The following is a 20,942-nucleotide window of genomic DNA, read 5'->3' as shown; positions in this document are numbered from 1 at the left end:
CGATTTCTCAAGCGTCGTCTTTGGCGCGATAGGAATCCGGGATCACGAAAATCTCGTCGGCGCGGCCGTATCCGCCGTCCTTGACCTCTTCGATCAGCACCATGGTGTGGGGTCGCGCGGCCTCGCTCATGTATTCGACCAGCATCTCGGTCATGCGGTGGACGATTTCCTGCTTCTGGGCCTTGCTGAGCGCGGCTTCGGGCGTCTTGATATTTACGAATGGCATTGGGTTGTCCTTCAGGTTTGGTGTTTCGGGATTTCAGATCATGCCGCCGTTGGCGCGGAGCACCTGGCCGTTGACCCAGCCGCCGTCGGGGCCGGCGAGGAAGGAGACGACGGAGGCGATGTCCTGCGGCTGGCCGAGGCGGCTGAGCGGGATGGTCCTGACGATGTTCTGGACCAGGTCCTCGGACTTGCCGGTCATGAACAGCTCGGTTTCGACGGGGCCCGGAGCGACCGCGTTGACGGCGATCTTCCGCCGGCCGAGTTCCTTGGAGGCGACATGGGTCAGCGCTTCGACGGCGGCCTTGGTGGCGGCGTAACCGCCATAGGCCGGACCGTAGGCGCCGACGACGCTCGACGAGAAGTTGATGATGCGGCCGCCGTCGCGCAGCCGCTTGCCCGCTTCGCGAATGCCGCGGAACGTGCCGGTCAGGTTGATGGCAAGCAGGGTTTCGAAGGCCTCGTCATCCATCTCGGCGAGCGGCGCAAGCCTCATCACGCCGGCATTGTTGACGAGGATGTCGGCACCGCCGAAGTTTTGTTCGGCGGCGTCGAACAAGGCGGCTGCGGCGATCGGGCTGCCGACGTCGGCCTGCACCGCGACCGCCTTGCCGCCGCCCGTTTCGATCTGCGCCACCACCTCGTCGGCGGCCTGCCGGCTGGTCGCATAGTTCACGACGACGGCGATGCCGTCCTCAGCGAGGCGGAGTGCGATGGCTCTGCCGATGCCCTTCGATGCGCCGGTGACGATCGCGACGCGTTGTCCGTTGTTGGTCATGGGATCTCTCCTTGGTTGATGGACAGGAGATATTGCTGACACCGATCAAGAACAATTGCCGATGAATTGACATCAGAATTCGCCTGTGGTGAACAAGGCCATGGATCGCCTCGACCGCATGCAGCTCTTTGTCCGGATTGTCGAGCGGCGCAGCTTTTCGGCTGCCGCCGCCGATCTCGGCCTTGCCCGCTCGACCGTCACCGAAGCCGTCAAGCAGCTCGAGGAGGGGATCGGCACACGGCTCCTGGAGCGGACGACACGCCACGTCACCCCGACCCTCGACGGCCGGGCCTTCTATGAGCGTTGCCTTGCGATCCTCGCAGAGGTGGACGAGGCGGAGAACATATTTCGGGACGCCCAGCCGCGCGGCCTGCTGCGGGTCGATGCACACGGGTTCCTGACCCGCACCTTCCTCTTGCCGCGCCTTCACGAATTTCTTGACCGCTATCCGCTGCTGGACCTGCAGATCGGCCAGGGCGACCGGCTGGTGGATCTCGTTCGCGAGGGCGTGGACTGCGTCATCCGTGCAGGCGAGATCGACGACAGCGGGCTGATCATGCGCAGACTGGGGACGATCACCGAGATCACCTGCGCCAGCCGCACCTATGTCGAGATACACGGCATGCCGAAATCACCGGATGCGCTGGAAGGGCATTTGGCCATCGGCTTCCTGTCGTCGCGCACCGGCCAGATCATGCCGCTCGAATTCATCGTCGGCGACGAGGTGCGCTACGTCACCCTTCCGAGCCGGCTGACGGTCAACAATTCCGACACAATGGCCGATCTCGCCCGCCGCGGTTTTGGCCTCATGCAGGCGCCGCGTTATCGCCTGCAGCGGGATATCGACGAGGGCGTGCTCGTCGAAGTGCTTGCCGATTTCCCACCGCCGCCGACACTACTTTCGGCGCTCTATCCGCAGAACCGCCAGCTCTCGCCGCGGGTGCGCGTCTTCCTCGACTGGATCGTCAAGGTGTTTGCCGAAGCGGGACTTTGAGATCCAGACGCCCCCGGGTCCCTGCGGGGCGTCTTATGGCCGATAGATCGCCTGCAGCCTGGCAAGGTCGGCGATCTTCAGTTCGACGGGATCCATGTCGTCGCGCGAAGGCTTGAACCACGCGGCGGCCTCCTGGATGTGCCGGCCATAGGGTTCCGGATACATGCTCAGCCCCATGACCCACTGGCGGACGATTTCGCGGTCCATGCGGCCCGAGGCGTAGCGGTCGTGCATGGTCTTGGCGGATGTGGTCAGGTCCTCGACATTCTTCATCAATGCACCGCAGGATTGGGTTCGGGTTCGCCGAAGAAGGAGCGGATGCCGTCGCGCTCGACGGTCGCCAGGAACTCGTCGAAGGCTTCGCGGTCGGTCGGAAACGGCTCTTCCCAGGTAGTGACGTCGTCCTCTTCGGTGATGACTTCGAGCGTCCAGTCGCCCTGGGTGCCGGCAGGGCGGTAGATATCGACCAGCACGGTAATGCCGTCGTCGGTGAATTCGCCGGCGAGTTCGGAATGTTCAGTCTTGGGTGCCTTGGCCATGTCGTATCCGATCGTATAAACGGCTGTCCCGGCGCTGCGGGTCCGGTCTCAGGAGGGAGAATCGGGCACGCGGCGGTGAGACCGTCGAGAATGGTCCCATACACTGCTTTCCCTTTCCGCTCCACCGATGGGAGCGTCAAATACTGCTTTCACGCCCCTTCATCTCTGCGTGAATCGAGCCTTTCCGCCATAGTCTCTGCCGGCTTGCCGTCCTAGCTTCGGTGCATGATCACACGCCGCACAACCCTTTTATCCCTGCCGTTCGCCTTGACGGCGGCCCGCGGTCTTGCCCAGGGCTCGCCCCAGGCGCCAGTTCCGCAGCCGCCGGGGACGCTCGATACCGTGCTCGGCGGGGCGGCGGAGCTGGAGCCACTGAAGGTCGTGCTCATCGCCCGCAATGGCGAGATGCTCGCCGAACGGGCATTCAACGGCCATTCGCTGAGCGCTTCGACCAACATCAAATCGGCCTCGAAATCGATCATCTCGGCGCTGACAGGCATCGCCATCGACCGCCGGCTGCTCGAGGGGCCGGACCAGAAGATCGCGCCGATCCTGAAGGCCGACCTGCCGACCAATCCGGATCCGCGCATCCACGCCATCACCATCGGTAATCTGCTTTCGATGCAGGCGGGGCTCGGGCGGCTGTCGGGGCCGAATTACGGCCGCTGGGTTGCGAGCCGCAACTGGGTGCAGTTCGCGCTCGCACAGCCGTTCGACGACGATCCCGGCGGTTCGATGCTCTATTCCACCGCCTCGACGCATCTGCTCTCGGCGATCCTCACCAAAGTCGCCAAGAAATCGACGCTGGCGCTGGCGCGCGAATGGCTGGAGCCGGTCGACGGTTTCCGGATCGGCTCCTGGGAACGAGACCGACAGGGCATCTATTCCGGTGGCAACCAGATGGCAATGACCGCCCGCTCGCTGCTGGCCTTCGGAGAACTCTACCGCAACGGCGGCGAGACGAAAGACGGCCGCCAGGTCGTCTCGAAGGGCTGGATCGACCAGTCCTGGACGCCGCGCACCAACTCGCGCTTTTCCGGCGATGGTTACGGATACGGCTGGTTCCTGCGCAATATCGGCGGAGAGGAGGTCAAGTTCGGCTGGGGTTATGGCGGGCAGATGCTCTATATCGCGCCGTCGCTCGGCCTCACCGTGGTGATGACGTCGGACGAAAGTGGTCCTTCGGCCCGCAGCGGTTATCGCGATGATCTGCACAACCTGCTTACCGAAATCATGGGAGCCATCCGCGTCGTTTGAAGCCAGTTCATATAAACTTGAATGACCAGACACACCGAATCGTAACCGCTCAACGCTAGTATGCCCCGCGTCGCCATTGGGGGTGTTTCATGCTGGATCTGCGGACGATCTATATCGTCTCGGCTATGACCTGCTCGGTCCTGGGCATCGTCCAGATGATCGCCTATTCCAGCGGCCGGTTCGAACGCTGGCTGTTCTGGTGGAGCGCCAGCGGCATCGTCATCGGAGCCGGCCTGTTCAGCGTCGGCTTGCGAAACGTGTTGCCGGATGTCGTCTCGGTTCTGATCGGCAACAACCTGATCCTGATCGGTTATCTGTTGCTGATCGTCTCCGTCCGGCTTTTCGGCGGCCGTCCGGCCCGCTGGGGCCTGAGTTGGCTGATCCTTGCTGTTCTTTCAACGCCGCTGATCCTCTTGTGGCGGGACGACGCCAGTACCGCGCCGCGCATCGCCATCTTCTCGCTCGTCTGTGCCCTCGGCGATCTCCTGGTGATGCTGGAGGGTATTCGCCTCGCACGGCAGGAGAGGCTGCGGTCGGCATGGCTCGTCGTGGCGATCTATATGCCGACTGCCGCCATCTTTGCGGCGCGCGCCGTCCTTGCGGTCACGGGTTGGATCGGTGAAGGCGGCCTGTTTGCCCCCGGCAACGGTGCCGATGCCTGGCTGGGGCTCTGGGCGGCACCCTTCCTGGCATTGCGAAGCATCGTCATCAATCTGATGGCGGCCGAACGGGCGGGAAACAAGCTCACCTACCTGGCGGATCGCGATGCCCTGACCGGCGTGCTCAACCGCGGCGGCCTGATGCGCTCCTATGCCGGTCTCGAGTCAGGGCCGGTCGCCCTGATGTTGATCGACGTCGACCGTTTCAAGCAGCTCAACGACACGCATGGGCACGCGGTCGGCGACGAGGTGTTGCGGCGGTTCGCCTCCTCGGCATCCCCGCACCTGCGCAGCCGCGATCTCTTCGCGCGGCAAGGCGGCGACGAGTTCGTGATCGTCCTGAAAGGATGCCCGGTCGAAAAGGCCGTCGAGACTGCCCAGGAGATTCGTGCCGCCTTTGCCGCTTCCCTCGCGGAAATGGAGGGCCTTGTCGTGCAACCGACACTCAGCATCGGCGTGGCGACCGAAATATGCGGCCCCGGCGATCTCGAGACCCTGCTGCAGCGGGCCGACCAGGCGCTTTATGCCCGCAAGCGCAACGGCCGCGACGGCATCGATACGTTCGAGGAAGACCGCCAGGCGGCGTGAACGCGGGGACGATTTCGCCGTGGCGAACAGAAATTCTCTTTTCGTTTGAAGCACATTCTCGTCGAAATGGTTCCGCGCATCCCCGCGCTGTGTGGGCGCGGTTATATTGGTCGCGTCACAGGGCAGGGGCCGGGTCGCGAACCGGGTCGCATTCCACGGAGAGCATCCGGTGTCCGGTGATGGTCGTAAAGGGAAGGAAGGCGCCGTCAGGGCGCCGACCGCCGCAAGGTTCAAGTTCCGGATCCAGACCATCCGTTACCTGCCTTTCGGAAAACACCGGAGCGATCGGGCAGGCAGCAAAGCCTGACACTCATACCACTTCATACACGCTGCCTGCCCATCCCCGCATGGACCAGGCCGCGGCGGAGGTTTCTCCGCCGCGGTTATTCGTGCTGCGAGATTTCAGGCTGCAATATCGATGACGCCGCAATCGCCGGCATCGGAAGCGAAGGCAACGAGCTTGCCACTGGCGCTCCAGCTCAATCCGGTAATCCCGCCCTTGCCAGGACGGCGTAGAAGCGCTTCCTTTGCGTCGGCAAGCCTGACGCCAAGGATCATGCCGTCGATAAAACCGATGGCGAGCACTTCCTCGGCCGGATGGAAGGCGACCGACGTGACCATGATATTGGCGCGTGTGCCGAGTTCCTGCGGCGCCTTGCCCATCGGGCCGTCCTTTGCCGAAAACGGCCAGACGATAGCAGCCGGGGCGCCCGACGAGGCAAGCCACTTGCCCTTCGGCGACCAGGAGAGCGATTTCACCTTGGCCGGGTAGCCGGTCATCCGCATATGACGGTTTTCGCCCGGCTTGCCGTCGAGCTTCCAGCCGTGCAGCGCGTTTTCCTGCATGGTCGTCACCAGGAAACGCCCGTCCGGCGAGAAGGTGACGGCGTTGTGGGCGCCCTTCCATTCCAGATCGACCGGCGGCGCATTGGTGCCGACCCAGTGCAGCGACACGCCGTTGTAACGGGCGGCGGCGATCCTGAGCCCCTTGCCTGCGAAGGCGAGGCCTTCGACGCTGCGCTCTTCGGTAAATTCCTTCAGCGTGCCGTCATTCAGCTTCACGAAGCTCGACTTGCCATGCGCATAGGCGACCGCATTCTGCGGGCCGCCGGCGATGACGCTGATCCACTTGCGCGGCGCTTCGGCAATCAGGGTCGCCTCGCCATTGCTGCCGATGCGCATCACCTTGCCGTCTTCGCCGCCGGTCAGCAGCGTAGCGCTGAAGGGATCGCGGATGCAGGTCAGCAAGCCCTGATGGGCCTCGGTGACTTTCTCGCCGCCATCCAGGCGGTGGATGGTACCGGCGGCGGTGGCGAAGAATGGGACGTCGCCGAGGAAATGCGCGGCGACGACATGGCCTTCGAGATCAAGCGGTGCAACAGTCGGCATCAGGCAGCAACGGCCTCACAAGCCCGGAAGCTTTTTTCGATCTTGTCGAAATCGAGATCGCGGCCGATGAAGACGAGGCGCGATTCGCGCTTTTCGCCATCCTTCCACGGCCGCTGGTGATCGCCCTCGACGATCATGTGGACACCCTGCACGACATAACGTTCCTCGTCGCCCTTGAAGGCGATGATGCCCTTGAGGCGAAGGATGCTCGGGCCGTCCGTCTGGGTGATCTTCTGGATCCACGGGAAGAACCGCTCCGGGTTCATCTCGCCGCCGCGCAACGAGATCGACTTCACGGTCACGTCATGGATCGGCGACATTTCTCCGTGGTGATGGTGGTGGTGATCATGGCCGTGATGATCGTGATCGTGGTCATGGGCATGATGGTCATGGTCATGATCATGATGATGGTGGTCATGCCCATGGTCATGATCGCAATCGGGGCCGCAGACATGGTCGTCATGGCCTTGATCCAGGAAGTGCGGATCGTTCTCGAGCGCGCGCTCCAGGTTGAAGGCGCCCTGGTCGAGCACGCGGGCGAGATCGACGCCGGAACGGGTGGTCTTGTAGACGCGGGCAGTCGGGTTGATGGCGCGGACGACATCCTCGATGATCGCCAGTTCTTCCGGGGAAACGAGATCGGTCTTGTTGATGACGACGACATCGGCAAAGGCGATCTGGTCTTCGGCTTCGCGACTGTCCTTCAGGCGCAGCGGCAGGTGTTTTGCATCGACGAGTGCCACGACCGCATCGAGCTCGGTCTTGGCACGCACGTCGTCATCCATGAAGAAGGTCTGGGCGACCGGCACCGGATCGGCAAGGCCGGTGGTTTCGACGATGATGCCGTCGAAGCGGCCCGGGCGGCGCATCAGGCCTTCGACGACGCGGATCAGGTCGCCGCGTACGGTGCAGCAGACGCAGCCATTGTTCATTTCGTAGATCTCTTCGTCCGACTCGACGATCAGGTCGTTGTCGATGCCGATCTCGCCGAACTCGTTGACGATGACCGCGTATTTCTTGCCATGGCTTTCGGAGAGAATGCGGTTCAGAAGCGTCGTCTTGCCGGCGCCGAGATAACCGGTGAGCACGGTGACAGGAACGGGCTTGACGGTGGCTGTTTCGGTCATGAAAACCTCGAGGACTTGAGAGCGCCCGATCGGCGCGGAAGCTTTGTTCGTCTCATATAAGGGCAAGCCGGGACGAGTTCAAAGGGTTTGTATGTTATAAGATCACATCGGAATTGCGACCGACGCCGGGTGATCTTGTTGTTCACGCTGACGGCGTCGCGATTGCGGAAACCACGTCCGTTCTGGCGAAGTGCTGTCCGACATAGAGAAGCGGACAGTTGAATTCCTTGGCCGTCGCATAAGCGAAGCAATCGCCGAAATTGAGCGAAGCCTTGTGAAAGCCCTTGCCGAACAGAGCGTAAGCGGCCGCAGCCCGTTCTGCTCTTACAGCATCCAGTCCGATGATGGTGATGGGAAGCCGGTCAATCAGGTTGGTAAGAGCAGCCAGACATTTCTTTCCACGAGCCACAATCAGTGCTTCGGTGAGAGTGGCGGCGTTGAGGAGGACCTTCGATTCCCCCGTGAGCACCTCTTGGCAGTCAAAGGCACCAATTTCATTCTTGACGATGGCGATCAACGCTGACGTGTCGACCACAATCATGCCGGCAGGCCATCGTCACCATAGAGAAAATCCTGGCTTCGCTCCGCGGGTACGTCGTTGCCATCAGGTGCAGGCGCCATTGCTCTGATCTCTTCGATCAGCGCTCTGCGTTGATCGCGGGTCAATTCCGGCTCAATGGGTACAAGCCTTGCAATCTTATGACCTCTTCGCGTGAGAACAACATCTTCTCCAGCCTCCGCGCGATGAAGGAGTTCAGTCAGACTTGCCTTGGCTTCGCTCACTGAAATTTCCATTGTGTACTCCGTTGGTCCAATTAGATGGTCCAAACGTACCCTTGTTATGCCGTCGATTCAACTAGGCTCTAATGTTCCGACATCAAACCGCGCCACATCCTCCAGCAGCTCGATAATCCCCTTCACAGCATGCGCAACCAGCAACTCACCCCGTTCCGCCGTCGCCGCGGCCGCGTTGCCGGCGACGCCCTTGGGGTTGAGGTCGGACATCTTCCAGCCGAAGGCGTGCGGGCCATAGGCGCGCAGATGTCTAAAGTCGCGGGAAAAGTCCGATTGGCGGGACGGGAAGTTCTCCGCCCTCGCCATGTCGACCCTGTCCGGATGGAGCGCCAGCATCACGGACGTCTCGATGTCTCCGCCGTGGATGTCGACTGCCTTGTCCTCCGGGGTTATCCAGCCGGCGGGCTGGCCGAAGCGGGTCCAGCTTGTGGCGACGACCAGCATGCCGAACCGCACCCGGGCCTCGGTCGCGACGACGGTCATGAGCGGCGAATTGCCGCCATGGGCGTTGAGCAGCACCAGCTTGCCGATGCCTTTGGCGTGAAGATCGCCGGCAATGCCGAGCCAGCGGTAAACGGCTTCGTCGAAGGCAAGCGTCTTCGTACCGGTGACATCCATATGCTCTATCGAATAACCAACGGGCTCCACAGGCAGGAACGTCACCGGCAGGCCGGCAGGCAGGGCAGGGATCAGGCGGGCGACGAGGCCTTCGGCGATCAGCGTGTCGGTCTCGAACGGTAGGTGCGGTCCGTGCTGTTCGTGGGCGCCGAGCGGCAGGACGGTGATCCAGTCTCGCCTTTCTGTGGACGCAAGTGTCGTATCATTGTCATGATAGCGTGGCGAAGGGTGCGACATCTGGCGGTGGTTTCCCGGTTTCGATATGGATAGCGCGCCACAGATATAACGGCTACTTCTTTAGGGCAAAACGGGCGGAGCGAATGAGCAAGAAGAAGGGCGATAAAAAAGCCAAGTCCGGCAAGAAGAAGGAACTGGAAGGCCTTTCGGCCACCGACCTTGCTCCGGCGATCACCCAGGCCGCCCGCTCGATGCGCACAGCACTCAGCCGCAGCCTCGGCGAAAGCGGACTTTATGCCGGCCAGGACGGCGTCATCCTGATCCTGGCGGAAGAAGACGGCATGACCCCCGGCCAGCTCGCCATACGGCTCGGCGTCAAGGCCCCGACCATGACCCGCACGATCGGCCGCATGGAGGCTCAAGGCTTCCTGGAACGCCGCGCTGACGGCACCGACGGGCGTCTTACCAAAGTACATCTGACCGAAGCCGGATTGCAGACCGTCGAACAGATCGGCCGTTCGATCTCCGAGTGCGGTTCGATCGCCGCAAAAGGCCTTTCCGACAAGGAGATCCGCACCCTCCTCAAACTCCTGAAAACCATTGAGCAGAATCTCCAGTCCGACCCGGACGACTGACACTGATTTCCTTTTGAAATTTTCGCTGTCATAGGATTGTCGCCCCGAATTAAAACGTTTATTTAAAGTTTAATTCGAGCATCGGATAGCGATGCCGGCCATTGCGGGTGGGGGAAATGGCACAAAAGATCAAGTTGTCGACGATCGGCGAGAGCCTCGGTCTCTCGACCGCCACGATATCGCTTGCTCTACGCGACAGCCCGCTCGTGGCGGCCGATACCCGGGAAAAAATCAAGGAACAGGCAAGAGCCCTCGGTTATATCTACAATCGCCGAGCCGCGAGCCTGCGCACCTCGCGCTCCGGCATTATCGGCGTCGTGGTGCATGACATCATGAACCCGTTCTACGGGGAAATCCTCAAAGCGATCGAAAGCGAGCTCGATCGCAGCCGTCATACCTTCATCCTTTCCAACCATTACGATTCGGTCGAAAAACAGCGCACCTTCATCGAAACGCTGCTGCAGCTCGGCGGTGACGGGGTGATCATGTCGCCGGCGATCGGCACGCCGATCGAGGATATGAGGCTTGCCGAAGAGAACGGCATGCCGGCCATCCTCGTTGCCCGTTCGATGGAAGGCGTCGAACTGCCGACCTATCGCGGCGACGATAGCTACGGCATCTCGCTTGCCACCAACCATCTGATCGGCCTCGGGCATCGGGTGATCGCCATGATCGGCGGCACGGACCAGACGTCGACGGGCCGAGACCGATACCAGGGGTATGTCAACGCGTTGCGCAAGGCGGGCATCGAGGTGGATCCGAACCTGCGCATTCCCGGGCCGCGTTCGAAGCAGGGCGGGTTCGAGGCGGCGGTGCATTTCCTTTCCCTGCCGCAGAAGCCGACCGCTGCGGTCTGCTGGAACGATCTGGTGGCGATCGGCCTGATGAACGGCGTCGCCCGCGCCGGGCTGTTGCCCGGCCACGATATCTCCGTCACCGGCTACGACGATCTGGAAGAGGCGTCGATCGCGACGCCTGCGCTGACGACGGTGTGGAATGGCCAGACGGAAGTCGGCCGGCTTGCGGCGCGCGCGCTGCTCGACCGCCTTGCCGGCAGCCACGAGCCGGACGGCATTCATCTGATCAAGCCGGAAATGCGCATCCGCCAGTCGACCGGAGTGCACCGGCCAAGGGCTTAGGCCGCGACGGGTGCCTCCGTCTCTGGCCACAGAAAGATCGCTACCCGATTGACGAACAGCACCAGGCATGCGGCGAAGATGGTCGCGTAGAGCCGGTCCCACAATGTGGCGGCGGTCAGAACTTGATCGGCTGTGCCCATGGCCATCATCATCAGCGGCGTCATGACGATCGAATAGGCGAGATAGTTCCTGGCCTGCAGGAACGGCCGGCAGCCGCCGAGAACGGCGATGCTCAGCACATCCGCCCAGGCGGGCAGAGCCAGGAATGAAAGCAGGCCTGCGCAGCAGACGCCGAAGATGACGCCAATCACCCTTTGCGTCGTCTTCCGCGGCATGCGCTCCGGCCGACGCTCGACCAGCAGCACAAGCGTCAGCGCCGCCCAGTGAACGTCGTGGGAGGGAAAAAGCGCGTGCGCGAGCAAAACAGCGCCGAGACTGAGGACCAGCCGGATCGGATATTGCCAGCCGGCCCATTCTCCCAGCGAGCGCTTCAGCCGATTGAACTTTTGCCTGGCGGTTGGGAGACGGTTGGCTTCGACCGGCTTTTCTTCAGGCTTGCGGATGCGATCGACGACAGCGGACATGCTTATGTGCAGGATCGCCGCGAAGAGCGCGCCGCTCATGACGACGGCAAAGATCAGCAGCGGATCGGCCCTCGTCGTTGCCACGATGCCGCCCACCATGATGAGATAGAAGACGAACCGCATCGACGCCGCCACCATCGCCCGGTCGAACCCGCCGACGATGCCGGCGATCGCCGCCAGCAAAAGCATCGCCGCCTGGCCTGCCATGCCCAGGCGGCCGGCGAGGCAGGCAAGCCCTGCGGCAATCGCCAGCGTGGCGAAGGCGGCGCCCGCACTGCCGGCTTGCACCCTCAACTTGCCATGCGCTACGGTTCCACTCATCGCCATGCCGCCGACGAGGCCGAGGCCCATGTGATGGCCCTTTGCGACCAGCAGCGCCGGCACGGCCATGGCAAGCGCCGAAACGACGATCTCGATCGCCGTCACTTCTTTTTCCGTCGACCAGCGAAAGGCTTCGGCAACGTGATTGAATGTCTTTTCCATCCGCTATCCCTCGGGCTCGCGATTGAACAGTGGCATAATAATACGCATTGCGTATCGTATGTCCAGTGACGACGCCTCAACGCTGATCGTTCGCAGTGTGCTGCTGCTCGGCCGCCGCCTGCGCGCCGCGCGAGCGGAAGGCGCGGTCAGTCTGTCGACGATCGCCATGCTCGCGACACTTCATCGGTTGGGGCCGATGCCGGCATGGCGCCTTGCGCTGGAGGAGCGGCTGCAACCGCAATCAGTCACCCGTATCGTCGCGGCGATGGAACGCGACGGCCTCATCAGCCGCAGTCGCAACGGGCAGGACCGTCGCGAAATCGAGTTGGCGCTGACGCCTCACGGCCGCAAGGTTCTCTCGGAGGATATCCGCGCCCGCCGCGCCTGGCTGGAAAAAGCAATCGAAGCCTGCCTCAGCCCGGATGAGCGCGAAACGCTGATCGAGGCTTCGCAGATTATGCTGAAGCTTGCTTATGTGAAGGCGGGGGAAGGGCCGGGCGAGGACGAGGAGTAGGTTTCCCGATATCCTGCTTCACGCTGATGCTTGGCCGGCGTCAAGCCGCCACGTTGGTAATCGCCTTGCGGGCCGCATAGGCGCGAACCGCTTCGCCGAACGCGTGAAAAAGCGCCCGCGACGGAGCGTCGGTTTCGGCCCAGTATTCGGGATGCCATTGCACGCCCACGGCAAAATTCTTGGCGTCGATGACCGAGACCGCCTCGACTGTGCCGTCCTCGGCGGTTGCTTCGACCTTAAGACGAGGTGCGGTTTCGGCGATCGCCTGGCGGTGCAGGGAGTTGACCTGGACCTCGCCTGCCAGGCCCAGATAATTGGCGATGCAGGAGCCTTCGGCAACGAACACAGGCTGGCGGATCGCGTACATGTCGTCGCGCTCCTTCACATCGGGTTTGCGGTGGTCCCAGATGCCCGGCTGGTCCTGGATCTCGCTCGCCAGCGTGCCGCCCAATGCCACGTTCAGTTCCTGGATGCCGCGGCAGATGGCGAGCAGCGGAATGCCGCGGTCGATCGCCCGGCGGATCAGCGGCAGGGACGTCGCGTCGCGGGCCGGATCGAAGGGGCCGTCGCCGTCGGTCGCTTGCTTGCCATAGAGCGACGGGTGGACGTTGGTCGCCGATCCGGAAACCAGCACGCCGTCGACGCGGTCGAGGATGGCATCGGTCTCGTTGCCCTCTTCGAAAGCCGGAATGATGAAGGTCATCACGTCCGCCACTTTCAGCGCCGCCTGAACATACTGGTTCGGCGACGCATGCCAGATCGCTCCATCCAGTTGGCGGATGTCGGCGGGCAGGGCGACGATCGGTTTCGGCATCAGGCTCTCCAACGAAGCATGCTGTAGCGTCTCGTCCCGTTGTGCCGCGAGAGGCCGGCTCAAGTCAAGTTCGAGGCGTGTTTCCGGGTCGGGCGTTGCCCAAAGAATAAGCATTGCCCCTTTGAAATAACTTAGGAATCCAGTTTCGGTGGGACGCTACCAAAGTCTAACGACAAAAGACCTTCCCGCATTAAGGAATATTAGCTCCGGCGCTTGCAACCGCTAGACCAAAATGTTTACCTCGCCCACAGGACCGGGGGAGTGGGAATAGATAAGCCCTACGGTTGTCTTACTGGGAGGTATTTCATGGATCGTCGTTCATTCTTCAAAAAGGCTGCCGTGACCGGCGCCGGTGCAGCTGCCGCCACGGTGCTCGCCGCTCCGGCCATCGCGCAGTCGAGCCCAAAAGTCACCTGGCGTCTGACGTCTTCATTCCCGAAGTCGCTGGACACCATCTATGGCGGCGCGGAAGACATCGCCAAGCATGTCGCAGCAGCAACCGATGGCAATTTCACCATTCAGCCGTTTGCCGCCGCCGAAATCGTGCCGGCCATGCAGGCGGCGGATGCCGTCAGCAATTCGACGGTCGAAATGTGCCATACCTGCTCCTATTATTTCGTCGGCAAGGATCCGACATTCGCGATCGGCACCGCCATCCCGTTCGGCCTCAATGCCCGGCTGAACAATGCCTGGTTCTACCAGGGCAACGGCAATACGCTGATGAACGAATTCTATGCAAAGCATAACATCTACGGCATGCCAGCCGGCAATACCGGCGCACAGATGGGCGGCTGGTTCCGCAAGGAAATCAACACGGTCGACGACTTCAAGGGCGTCAAGATGCGCATCGCCGGCATTGCCGGTAAGGTGCTGGAAAAGCTCGGCGCCGTGCCGCAGCAGATCGCCGGCGGCGACATCTATCCGGCGCTGGAAAAGGGCACGATCGACGCGGCCGAATGGGTCGGCCCCTATGACGACTACAAGCTCGGCTTCTACAAGGTTGCCAAGTACTACTACTATCCGGCCTTCTGGGAAGGCGGCCCGACCATCCATGCGTTCGTCAACCTGGAAAAGTGGAATGCGCTCCCGAAGGCCTATCAGGCTGCGCTGACCGATGCCTGCGCCTTCGCCAACACGAACATGATGAGCAAATACGACGTGAAGAACCCCACGGCGATCAAGCAGATCGTTTCGCAGGGCACGACGCTTCGCCCCTTCAGTCAGGAAATCCTCGAAGCCTGCTACAAGGCCACTCTCGAGGTCTACAAGGACATCTCGGCGACCAATGCCGATTTCAAGAAGGTCTACGAAGATCAGGTCGCCTTCAAGAAGGAAGCCTATCTCTGGATGCAGCTGTCGGAATATACCTACGACACCTTCATGATGATCCAGCAGCGAAACGGCAAGCTCTGATCACAGGTCAGGCAATTCTTGATATCGAAGCCCCGGATCGAGAGATCCGGGGCTTTTGTCTGGCGGGTACCCGGGGATCGGTTCAAATGGCAAGGGCGGCCGAAGGGCGGTTCGTGAAGCGGCTGAACGTATCCTGCGATGGGAATGCCAGTATGTTTTCGTAGGTGCGCGGCTCGGGACGGTCGAACCGGTTCAGAACGGGTGCGCCGCCATGGCGGAAGTTCCATTTCAGCTTTTCCAGCGTGGAAGCCGATTCAGGCGCATATTCCAGATCGTAGAACTGGTAATCCGGCAGGCAGGCGGTGAGCTTGCCGAAGTCTTCCGGTGCTGCGAGGTGGCCATGGAACTCGAAGGACACGATCGGCCGGTTGAAGGCAATCGTCGAACGCAGCCCCTTCAGAACCCGCAGCTCGAACCCCTCGACATCTATCTTGATGAAATCGACCCTGGTTATTCCAAGGCGCCGAATGAGCTTGTCCGCTTCGAAAACCGGCAAGCGCAGGATACGGCTATGTCCGGATGGCCGGTCATCCTCCACGAAGCCGCTGGCGCCGAGGTTACCTTCGAGATTTTCGCGGAACATGAGCGTGTCGTCGCAATCGCCGAGAGCCGCCTGGTGCAGTCGAATGTTATCGAGCCGGTTCGAGCGAATGTTCTCGGTCAACCGCCTGAAGGCATCGGGATTGGGTTCGAAGCAATGGATCTCGGCGAAGTCTCGATTGAGGTGAATGGCGTGGTTGCCGATATTCGCGCCGATGTCGAGTGCGACGGCACCGGGCTCGAAGCGGCCCTGCAGGAATTCCAGAAACCGTCCCTCAAACCAGCCTTCGACGAAGATAGCCTCGTCGATACTTTGTGCAGGATCGAGGTTGAAGATGTATCCCCGGTTGGTGCGATGGGTGAATACGTCGCTCTCTCTGGCAAACTGTCTGCGCCGCAACGGCTCGACTATGGTCCGACCGATCGACCTTCGCACAACGTACATCGCATTCGGCAATACGTGGTTCATCTGCATGTCGTGCCCCCGAGCGGGTCAGCCAAACCGGGTTCTGGTCTGGCGACGGCAAACCCGCGCGCGATGCCGCCCGCGCCAAGTTTTATACGCTCAGTAAGCCGGTTAGTACGGCTACCAAAGTGTTAGCGGCAACGGGATTTCGCGTCGAGCCTCCACCGGCATACCGCTTTTTCGGTAGAGGAAGGGCCGAAAGACGCTTTTGACGCGGGCCTCCAAGCTACGACTTCGCTCGCGTTTGCCGCTGTCCTCCAGGGAAACCGGAGGAGCGGCCTGGCCTGTTGGGCAATAATAGAAAAGGAGGACAGGGCGCCAACCCTGTCCTCCTTTTTCGGAAATATACCTAGCGACAACTGGGCGGAAAAAGCCGCCCTTACGGGTTGATCTTCGGGGGCTGGCCGAAGTTCGGCATGCCGGGCAGTCCCTGCTGGCTGGGCTGGGCCGGTGCGCCGTCCATCGGCGGCAAGCCGAAATTCGGCATCTGGTTGCCGCTGCCGTTGCCGAAGCCGGGGATTTCGATCTTGATCGTATTGAGGTCGACGTCCGGCGACTTGTCCAGCCAGTAGGTGACCGACTCGGGCCAGAAGATGATGATACCGACCAGGATGAGCTGCATGCCGAGCCACGGAATGGCGCCGAGGTAGATGTCCTTGGTCTTGACGCTCTTCGGGGCGATTGAGCGGAGATAGAACAGCGCAAAGCCGAAGGGCGGATGCATGAACGAGGTCTGCATGTTGACGCAGAGCAGCACGCCAAACCAGATCAGGTCGATGCCGAGCGCGTTCGCAACCGGCGCCAGCATCGGCAGGACGATGAAGGCGATTTCGAAGAAATCGAGGAAGAAGGCGAGGAAGAAAACGAAGATGTTGACGAAGATCAGGAAGCCGACCGCGCCGCCGGGGACGTGAGACAGCAGGAATTCGATCCACAGCCCGCCGTCCATGCCCTGGAAGACAAGGCTGAAGCAGGTGGCGCCGACCAGGATGAAGACCACCATGGAGGTGATCGTCATGGTCGAATGCATGCCCTGCTTGATCAGGTCCCAGGTGAGGCGGCGATGCATGGCGGCGAGCACCATGGCGCCGACGACGCCGAGAGCGCCGGCTTCGGTCGGGGTGGCCAGGCCCATGAAGATGGTGCCGAGCACGAGGAAGATCAGCACGATCGACGGGATCATGCCCCAGAGGACCTTGAAGACCAGCGCCGCATTGAGTTCGCCGCGAGCTTCCAGCGGCAAAGCGGGCACGTCCTTCGGGCGGAAGATCGACATGGCGAGGATGAACAGCAGGAAGATCACCACCTGCAGGATCGAGGGGCCGATCGCGCCGAGATACATGTCGCCGACCGAACGGCCGAGCTGGTCGGCAAGGACGATCAGCACGAGCGACGGCGGGATGACCTGGGTGATCGTGCCGGATGCGGCGATGACGCCTGTCGCAAGCCGCGGATTGTAGCCGTATTTCAGCATGATCGGCAGCGAGATCACGCCCATGGTGATGACCGAGGCGGCGACCGTGCCGGTGATCGCGCCGAGGATGGCGCCGACCAGGATAACCGCATAGGCGAGGCCGCCGGGAATGGCGCCGAACAGCTTGCCGGTGCCTTCGAGCAGGTCTTCGGCAAGGCCGCAGCGCTCGAGCACCGCTCCCATGAAGGTAAAGAAGGGGATGGCGAGCAGCAGATCGTTGGAGACGATCCCGAAGATGCGGAACGGCAGCGCCTGCATGAAGGCGAATTCGAAATGGCCGGTGGCGATGCCGAGAAGGCCGAAGAACAAGCCGACGGCGGACAGCGAGAAGGCGACAGGGAACCCGTAGAGCATGAAAATGATCATGCCAAGGAACATTGCCGGCGGCATTATACCGTATTCGAACATGAGCGGCTTATTCCCCCGAAATTCTTGTTATTGAAGCGGCTTTTCGTAGGTCGTATCGACCTGGAGGACGCCCTTGAGGCCGGCGATGCGCTTTACCAGTTCGGAAAATCCCTGCAGCGCCAGCAGGCTAAAGCCCGAGACGATGATCAGCTTGACCGGCCAGCGGATGAGGCCTCCGGCATTCGAAGACACCTCGCCCTGCGCCAAGGAAAGCGAGAAGAAGGGCCAGGAGAGCCAGGCGAGGTAAAGACAGGCCGGGATGAGGAAGACGATCAGGCCGATCGCATCGATCCACAGCCGGGCCCGGTCGGAGACGGAGCCGTAAATCAGGTCGACGCGGACGTGCTCGTTCAGCCGCAGCGTGTGGGAAGCGCCGAGCAGCACGATGAAGGCGAAGAGATACCACTGGATTTCAAGCCAGCCGTTGGAGCTGTAGTTGAAGAGGTAGCGGATGATGGCGTTGCCGGCGCTGATGAGCGTGCAGGCGAGGACCATATAGCCCGAAAACTTGCCGAGGATTTCGCTCACGCGATCGATGAGACCGCTGATCTTCAACAGTGCAGCCATGCTTTCCCCAATTCCAACAGGTCTCTCTTACCCCGCCCGTTCTTGGATGGCGATGTAAACGAAGGTCTAAGAAAAGGAAAGTCCCAACAAGTCAGGTTTTCGTCTATAAAAAGCCGGGATCGCAGGGTGTTTGTGCAGGCTCCGGAGGGGTTGTGCCTGTGCCGAAGGCTGCCTCCCGGAAATTTTAACCATCTCGTTGTCAATTTGTTCAGCAAACTCTCAAGAACCCCCCAATGAAAGGGGGTTACGTGGCTCGTGGACAAGCAATTTTTAAAGGGTTTCCCGCAGTGTCGACCGGAAGACAAGGGATGAACCCGATGAAAGAGACAGAAGCGAAGACGCTGTCGACGGATGTGTATCTGTCGTTCGTCACGTCGCTATTTGGAAATCGCGGCACATTGTGGACAGGCGTGGTCGTTCACGTCCTGTGGTGCCTGCTCGTTTTCCATTACAGCGGTGCGCAATTCTATCTCCTGTTCGCCTGCGGTTTCGCGGCCGTCTTTGCCTATCGCATGTACTGGTTCCAGCGGTTCGACAAAGTGGACAAGGCGTCGCTGACCTATGACGGCATCGCCGCTTGGGAGCAGCAATATGTGATCGGCGCGTTCCTGGCTGCCTTTCTGCTCGGCATCGCCAGCGGCTACGCGCTGCTCGTGCTGGAAAACCCGTTCGTCGGCTTCACCTGCATCGCCATGACGCTCGGTTCGATGATGTCGATCGTCGGCCGCAACTACGGCTCGCGCATCGCCGTCGACCTCCAGACGCTCGGCTGCTGCGGCCCGATCCTGATCGCCTGCCTGTTCACCGAGGACCTGCACCTCGCTCTGATGTCGCTGCTGCTCATCCCCTTTGGTCTCACCACGCGGTCGATGGCCAACGGCGTGCGCGAATTCCTTTATGAAAACGTCATCGCCTCACGGAAGATGGCGATCATCGCCGGCCGCTTCGATATCGCCTTGAAGACGATTTCCCACGGCCTGGTGATGCTCGACGGCGAAGGCAAGATCCAGGTGATCAACCGCCGCGCCCGCGATCTGCTCGGTCTCGACAAGAAGAGCGACCTCAAGGACCGCGATTTCGCCGCTGTGCTCTGCGAAGATGCGGAGAATGCGCCGGAAACCATCCTGCGGCAGCTTTCCAAGCTCGCAGACGGCTCGCTCGAACGCGCGCTCTTCAAGTTCAAGGACGACCGCCATCTCGAATTTTCGGTCAGCCCCCGTTCCGACGGTGGCGTTGTGCTGATCTTCGAGGATGTCACCGCCCGTCTCGCCGCCGAGGAGAAGGTGCTGCACATGGTGCGGTTCGACGCCCTGACCGGCCTGCCGAACCGCGGTCATTTCGCGGATCTTGCCACCAAGAAGCTGAAGCGCCGCGGCGAAGCCCTGGCAGCACTCGCCGTGTTCGACGTCGACGGTTTCAAGCATGTCAACGACTTGCGCGGCCATGTGATCGGCGACCGGCTGCTCGCGGCGATCTCGGCAAGGCTTTCGGCAATGAAGACCGACGGCCTGCTGGCAGGCCGCCTGGTCGGCGACGAATTCGTCGTGCTGCTGACCGGCGGCGACGACGATTGCGAGCTGGAGCGCCAGATCCGTCGCATTCACGCCGAGATCCAGGGCGACTACTACGTCGACGGACTTCGTCTTCCCGTTTCGATGAACAGCGGCTGCGTCGTGCTGCCGTCGCAGGACTTCGATATGGAAAACTGGCAGATCAAGGCGGATCTTGCCCTCAACCATGCGAAATCGACCGGCAACGGCACGCTGACGGCGTTCCGTTCGGAGATGGATGCCCAGTATATCGACGAGCAGAAGCTTCGTGTCGACCTCCGCCAGGCGATCGAGAACCGCGGCCTGCATGTCGTCTACCAGCCGATGTACCGTCCCGACGGCTCCGGCATCGAATGCAGCGAGGCGCTGGTGCGTTGGCGCCATCCGGAGCGCGGCATGGTCGGGCCGAATGTCTTCATCCCCATGGCCGAGGATATGGGGCTCGTTTCGCATATCACCCATCTGGTGCTCGACCAGGCCTGCCGCGACTGCGCGACCTGGCCGGAGCCGATGGCTGTCTCCGTCAACCTCTCGATCCAGGACCTGCGCAACGACGATATCGTCGGTTACGTGGCGGACGTGCTGAAGCGTTATTCGGTCGATCCGTCGCGGCTGCATCTCGAAGTGACGGAAAGCTGCTTCATGGACGAGCCGGTGGCGGTCAGCGCTATCCTCAACCAGTTCCGCGTGACCGGCGTGACGATCGCCATCGACGATTTCGGCACCGGCTTCTCGAGCCTCAGCTATCTGGATTCCCTGCCGCTCGACGTGGTCAAGATCGACCGCGCGTTCATCCGCAATATTGTCGAGGACCAGCGCAAGCTGAAGCTCCTGCGCGGCATCGTGCATCTGTCCCGGGAGCTCGGTCTCAAGATCGTCGTCGAAGGCGTGGAGACGAAGGAGCAGCTCGCGCTGGTCAATCGCCATCGGTTCTCCGACCTGGTCCAGGGGTACGTGTTTTCGATGCCGGTGGCTTCCGAAAAGATCATCGAATTGGCTGCCGAGGGTGCTTCCGCGGCCAAGCTCTCGGCCGTTCGGCGCGGTGCCAAAAGCGCACAGGCCTCGCCGCTTCGGGCCGCGGCGCGTTAAACTCCGCTTAAAATCAGGACAGTGTTAACGGTTTTGGGACGTTAGGAAACGTCCGTTAACTGTTTGTTAACCATATCATTTAGAATTTTACTCAATTCGCGCATCATTCATTGCGGGCTATGG

At 61.6% G+C, this 20,942-nt stretch carries 22 protein-coding genes; 8 read left to right on the top strand and 14 right to left on the bottom strand.

Annotated elements, in window-relative coordinates; translation table 11 throughout:
• Nucleotides 1-7 precede the first annotated feature (7 nt).
• Entirely contained in the window at nucleotides 8-226 is a 219-nt protein-coding gene (locus tag RG540_RS15625) for a tautomerase family protein (protein ID WP_038589673.1), read from the bottom strand.
• Between the two features lie 33 nt (nucleotides 227-259).
• The gene (locus tag RG540_RS15620) at nucleotides 260-1,000 is read right to left on the bottom strand and encodes an SDR family oxidoreductase (protein WP_038589670.1); all 741 of its coding nucleotides are present in this window, start codon (nucleotides 998-1,000) and stop codon (nucleotides 260-262) included.
• Between the two features lie 100 nt (nucleotides 1,001-1,100).
• Between RG540_RS15620 and RG540_RS15615 the strand changes: the two genes are divergently transcribed.
• Nucleotides 1,101-1,994: a LysR family transcriptional regulator gene (locus RG540_RS15615; RefSeq protein WP_038589667.1), complete on the top strand. Its 894-nt coding sequence runs from the start codon at nucleotides 1,101-1,103 to the stop codon at nucleotides 1,992-1,994.
• Nucleotides 1,995-2,027: 33 nt separating this feature from the next.
• On the opposite strand, the gene RG540_RS15610 is transcribed toward RG540_RS15615, so the two are convergent.
• Both RG540_RS15610 and RG540_RS15605 read right to left on the bottom strand, forming a co-directional pair.
• Nucleotides 2,028-2,267, bottom strand: coding sequence for a hypothetical protein (locus tag RG540_RS15610; protein WP_038589664.1), 240 nt, complete (start codon nucleotides 2,265-2,267; stop codon nucleotides 2,028-2,030).
• On the bottom strand, nucleotides 2,267-2,533 hold the full coding sequence (locus tag RG540_RS15605) for a hypothetical protein (protein WP_037077316.1): 267 nt from the start codon (nucleotides 2,531-2,533) through the stop codon (nucleotides 2,267-2,269). Before RG540_RS15605 ends, RG540_RS15610 begins: the two co-directional genes overlap by 1 nt.
• Before the next feature lie 225 nt (nucleotides 2,534-2,758).
• Between RG540_RS15605 and RG540_RS15600 the strand changes: the two genes are divergently transcribed.
• Both RG540_RS15600 and RG540_RS15595 read left to right on the top strand, forming a co-directional pair.
• Nucleotides 2,759-3,790, top strand: coding sequence for a serine hydrolase domain-containing protein (locus RG540_RS15600; RefSeq protein WP_038589661.1), 1,032 nt, complete (start codon nucleotides 2,759-2,761; stop codon nucleotides 3,788-3,790).
• An 89-nt stretch (nucleotides 3,791-3,879) separates the two neighbouring features.
• Nucleotides 3,880-5,037 (top strand): GGDEF domain-containing protein, encoded by a 1,158-nt coding sequence (locus tag RG540_RS15595; RefSeq protein WP_038589658.1) that lies wholly within the window; start codon nucleotides 3,880-3,882, stop codon nucleotides 5,035-5,037.
• A 402-nt stretch (nucleotides 5,038-5,439) separates the two neighbouring features.
• Here the strand turns inward: RG540_RS15595 and RG540_RS15590 are convergent, their stop codons facing one another.
• The 5 genes from RG540_RS15590 to RG540_RS15570 all read right to left on the bottom strand — a co-directional run bounded on the left by RG540_RS15590 (nucleotide 5,440) and on the right by RG540_RS15570 (nucleotide 9,203).
• The gene (locus tag RG540_RS15590) at nucleotides 5,440-6,426 is read right to left on the bottom strand and encodes a WD40 repeat domain-containing protein (protein ID WP_038589655.1); all 987 of its coding nucleotides are present in this window, start codon (nucleotides 6,424-6,426) and stop codon (nucleotides 5,440-5,442) included.
• Nucleotides 6,426-7,553, bottom strand: coding sequence for a CobW family GTP-binding protein (locus RG540_RS15585; protein WP_038589652.1), 1,128 nt, complete (start codon nucleotides 7,551-7,553; stop codon nucleotides 6,426-6,428). Before RG540_RS15585 ends, RG540_RS15590 begins: the two co-directional genes overlap by 1 nt.
• Before the next feature lie 142 nt (nucleotides 7,554-7,695).
• Entirely contained in the window at nucleotides 7,696-8,094 is a 399-nt protein-coding gene (locus RG540_RS15580) for a type II toxin-antitoxin system VapC family toxin (RefSeq protein WP_038589649.1), read from the bottom strand.
• Nucleotides 8,091-8,348, bottom strand: a complete 258-nt coding sequence (locus tag RG540_RS15575; RefSeq protein WP_038589646.1) for a type II toxin-antitoxin system Phd/YefM family antitoxin — start codon at nucleotides 8,346-8,348, stop codon at nucleotides 8,091-8,093. The genes RG540_RS15580 and RG540_RS15575 overlap by 4 nt, the downstream gene beginning before the upstream one ends.
• Nucleotides 8,349-8,405: 57 nt before the next feature.
• Nucleotides 8,406-9,203 (bottom strand): creatininase family protein, encoded by a 798-nt coding sequence (locus RG540_RS15570; RefSeq protein WP_038589643.1) that lies wholly within the window; start codon nucleotides 9,201-9,203, stop codon nucleotides 8,406-8,408.
• A gap of 83 nt (nucleotides 9,204-9,286) precedes the next feature.
• Here RG540_RS15570 and RG540_RS15565 point away from each other — a divergent pair, with 83 nt between their 5' ends.
• Nucleotides 9,287-9,778 (top strand): MarR family winged helix-turn-helix transcriptional regulator, encoded by a 492-nt coding sequence (locus tag RG540_RS15565; RefSeq protein ID WP_038589641.1) that lies wholly within the window; start codon nucleotides 9,287-9,289, stop codon nucleotides 9,776-9,778.
• A 116-nt stretch (nucleotides 9,779-9,894) separates the two neighbouring features.
• Entirely contained in the window at nucleotides 9,895-10,917 is a 1,023-nt protein-coding gene (locus RG540_RS15560; RefSeq protein ID WP_038589638.1) for a LacI family DNA-binding transcriptional regulator, read from the top strand.
• Here the strand turns inward: RG540_RS15560 and RG540_RS15555 are convergent.
• A complete protein-coding gene (locus RG540_RS15555) occupies nucleotides 10,914-11,984 on the bottom strand; it encodes an FUSC family protein (RefSeq protein ID WP_038589636.1) in 1,071 nt (356 codons plus the stop codon). The two genes, RG540_RS15560 and RG540_RS15555, sit on opposite strands and share 4 nt — an antisense overlap.
• A 58-nt stretch (nucleotides 11,985-12,042) precedes the next feature.
• Here RG540_RS15555 and RG540_RS15550 point away from each other — a divergent pair, with 58 nt between their 5' ends.
• On the top strand, nucleotides 12,043-12,498 hold the full coding sequence (locus tag RG540_RS15550) for a MarR family winged helix-turn-helix transcriptional regulator (RefSeq protein WP_038589634.1): 456 nt from the start codon (nucleotides 12,043-12,045) through the stop codon (nucleotides 12,496-12,498).
• A 40-nt stretch (nucleotides 12,499-12,538) separates the two neighbouring features.
• Here the strand turns inward: RG540_RS15550 and RG540_RS15545 are convergent, their stop codons facing one another.
• Complete coding sequence (locus RG540_RS15545) at nucleotides 12,539-13,312, bottom strand: gamma-glutamyl-gamma-aminobutyrate hydrolase family protein (protein ID WP_038589631.1); 774 nt, start codon at nucleotides 13,310-13,312, stop codon at nucleotides 12,539-12,541.
• Between the two features lie 306 nt (nucleotides 13,313-13,618).
• Here RG540_RS15545 and RG540_RS15540 point away from each other — a divergent pair, with 306 nt between their 5' ends.
• Nucleotides 13,619-14,725 carry a TRAP transporter substrate-binding protein gene (locus RG540_RS15540; RefSeq protein ID WP_038589628.1) on the top strand — a complete coding sequence of 369 codons (1,107 nt, stop codon included), beginning with the start codon at nucleotides 13,619-13,621 and terminating at the stop codon, nucleotides 14,723-14,725.
• Nucleotides 14,726-14,807: 82 nt separating this feature from the next.
• Here the strand turns inward: RG540_RS15540 and RG540_RS15535 are convergent, their stop codons facing one another.
• The 3 genes from RG540_RS15535 to RG540_RS15525 form a co-directional block, all read right to left on the bottom strand.
• A complete protein-coding gene (locus RG540_RS15535; RefSeq protein WP_157884625.1) occupies nucleotides 14,808-15,734 on the bottom strand; it encodes an FkbM family methyltransferase in 927 nt (308 codons plus the stop codon).
• A 376-nt stretch (nucleotides 15,735-16,110) separates the two neighbouring features.
• The gene (locus tag RG540_RS15530) at nucleotides 16,111-17,613 is read right to left on the bottom strand and encodes a TRAP transporter large permease (RefSeq protein WP_038589622.1); all 1,503 of its coding nucleotides are present in this window, start codon (nucleotides 17,611-17,613) and stop codon (nucleotides 16,111-16,113) included.
• 27 nt (nucleotides 17,614-17,640) lie between these two features.
• Complete coding sequence (locus tag RG540_RS15525) at nucleotides 17,641-18,180, bottom strand: TRAP transporter small permease subunit (RefSeq protein ID WP_038589619.1); 540 nt, start codon at nucleotides 18,178-18,180, stop codon at nucleotides 17,641-17,643.
• Nucleotides 18,181-18,497: 317 nt separating this feature from the next.
• On the opposite strand from RG540_RS15525, the gene RG540_RS15520 reads away from it, so the two are divergent.
• Nucleotides 18,498-20,819, top strand: coding sequence for a putative bifunctional diguanylate cyclase/phosphodiesterase (locus RG540_RS15520; protein ID WP_038593939.1), 2,322 nt, complete (start codon nucleotides 18,498-18,500; stop codon nucleotides 20,817-20,819).
• Nucleotides 20,820-20,942 lie beyond the last annotated feature (123 nt).

The sequence above is a fragment of the Neorhizobium galegae bv. orientalis str. HAMBI 540 genome (assembly GCF_000731315.1).
In the GTDB taxonomy this organism is placed as follows: domain Bacteria; phylum Pseudomonadota; class Alphaproteobacteria; order Rhizobiales; family Rhizobiaceae; genus Neorhizobium; species Neorhizobium galegae.
The sequence above is the reverse complement of the archived record's forward strand: the minus strand, read 5'-3'. Positions and strand labels throughout refer to the sequence as shown.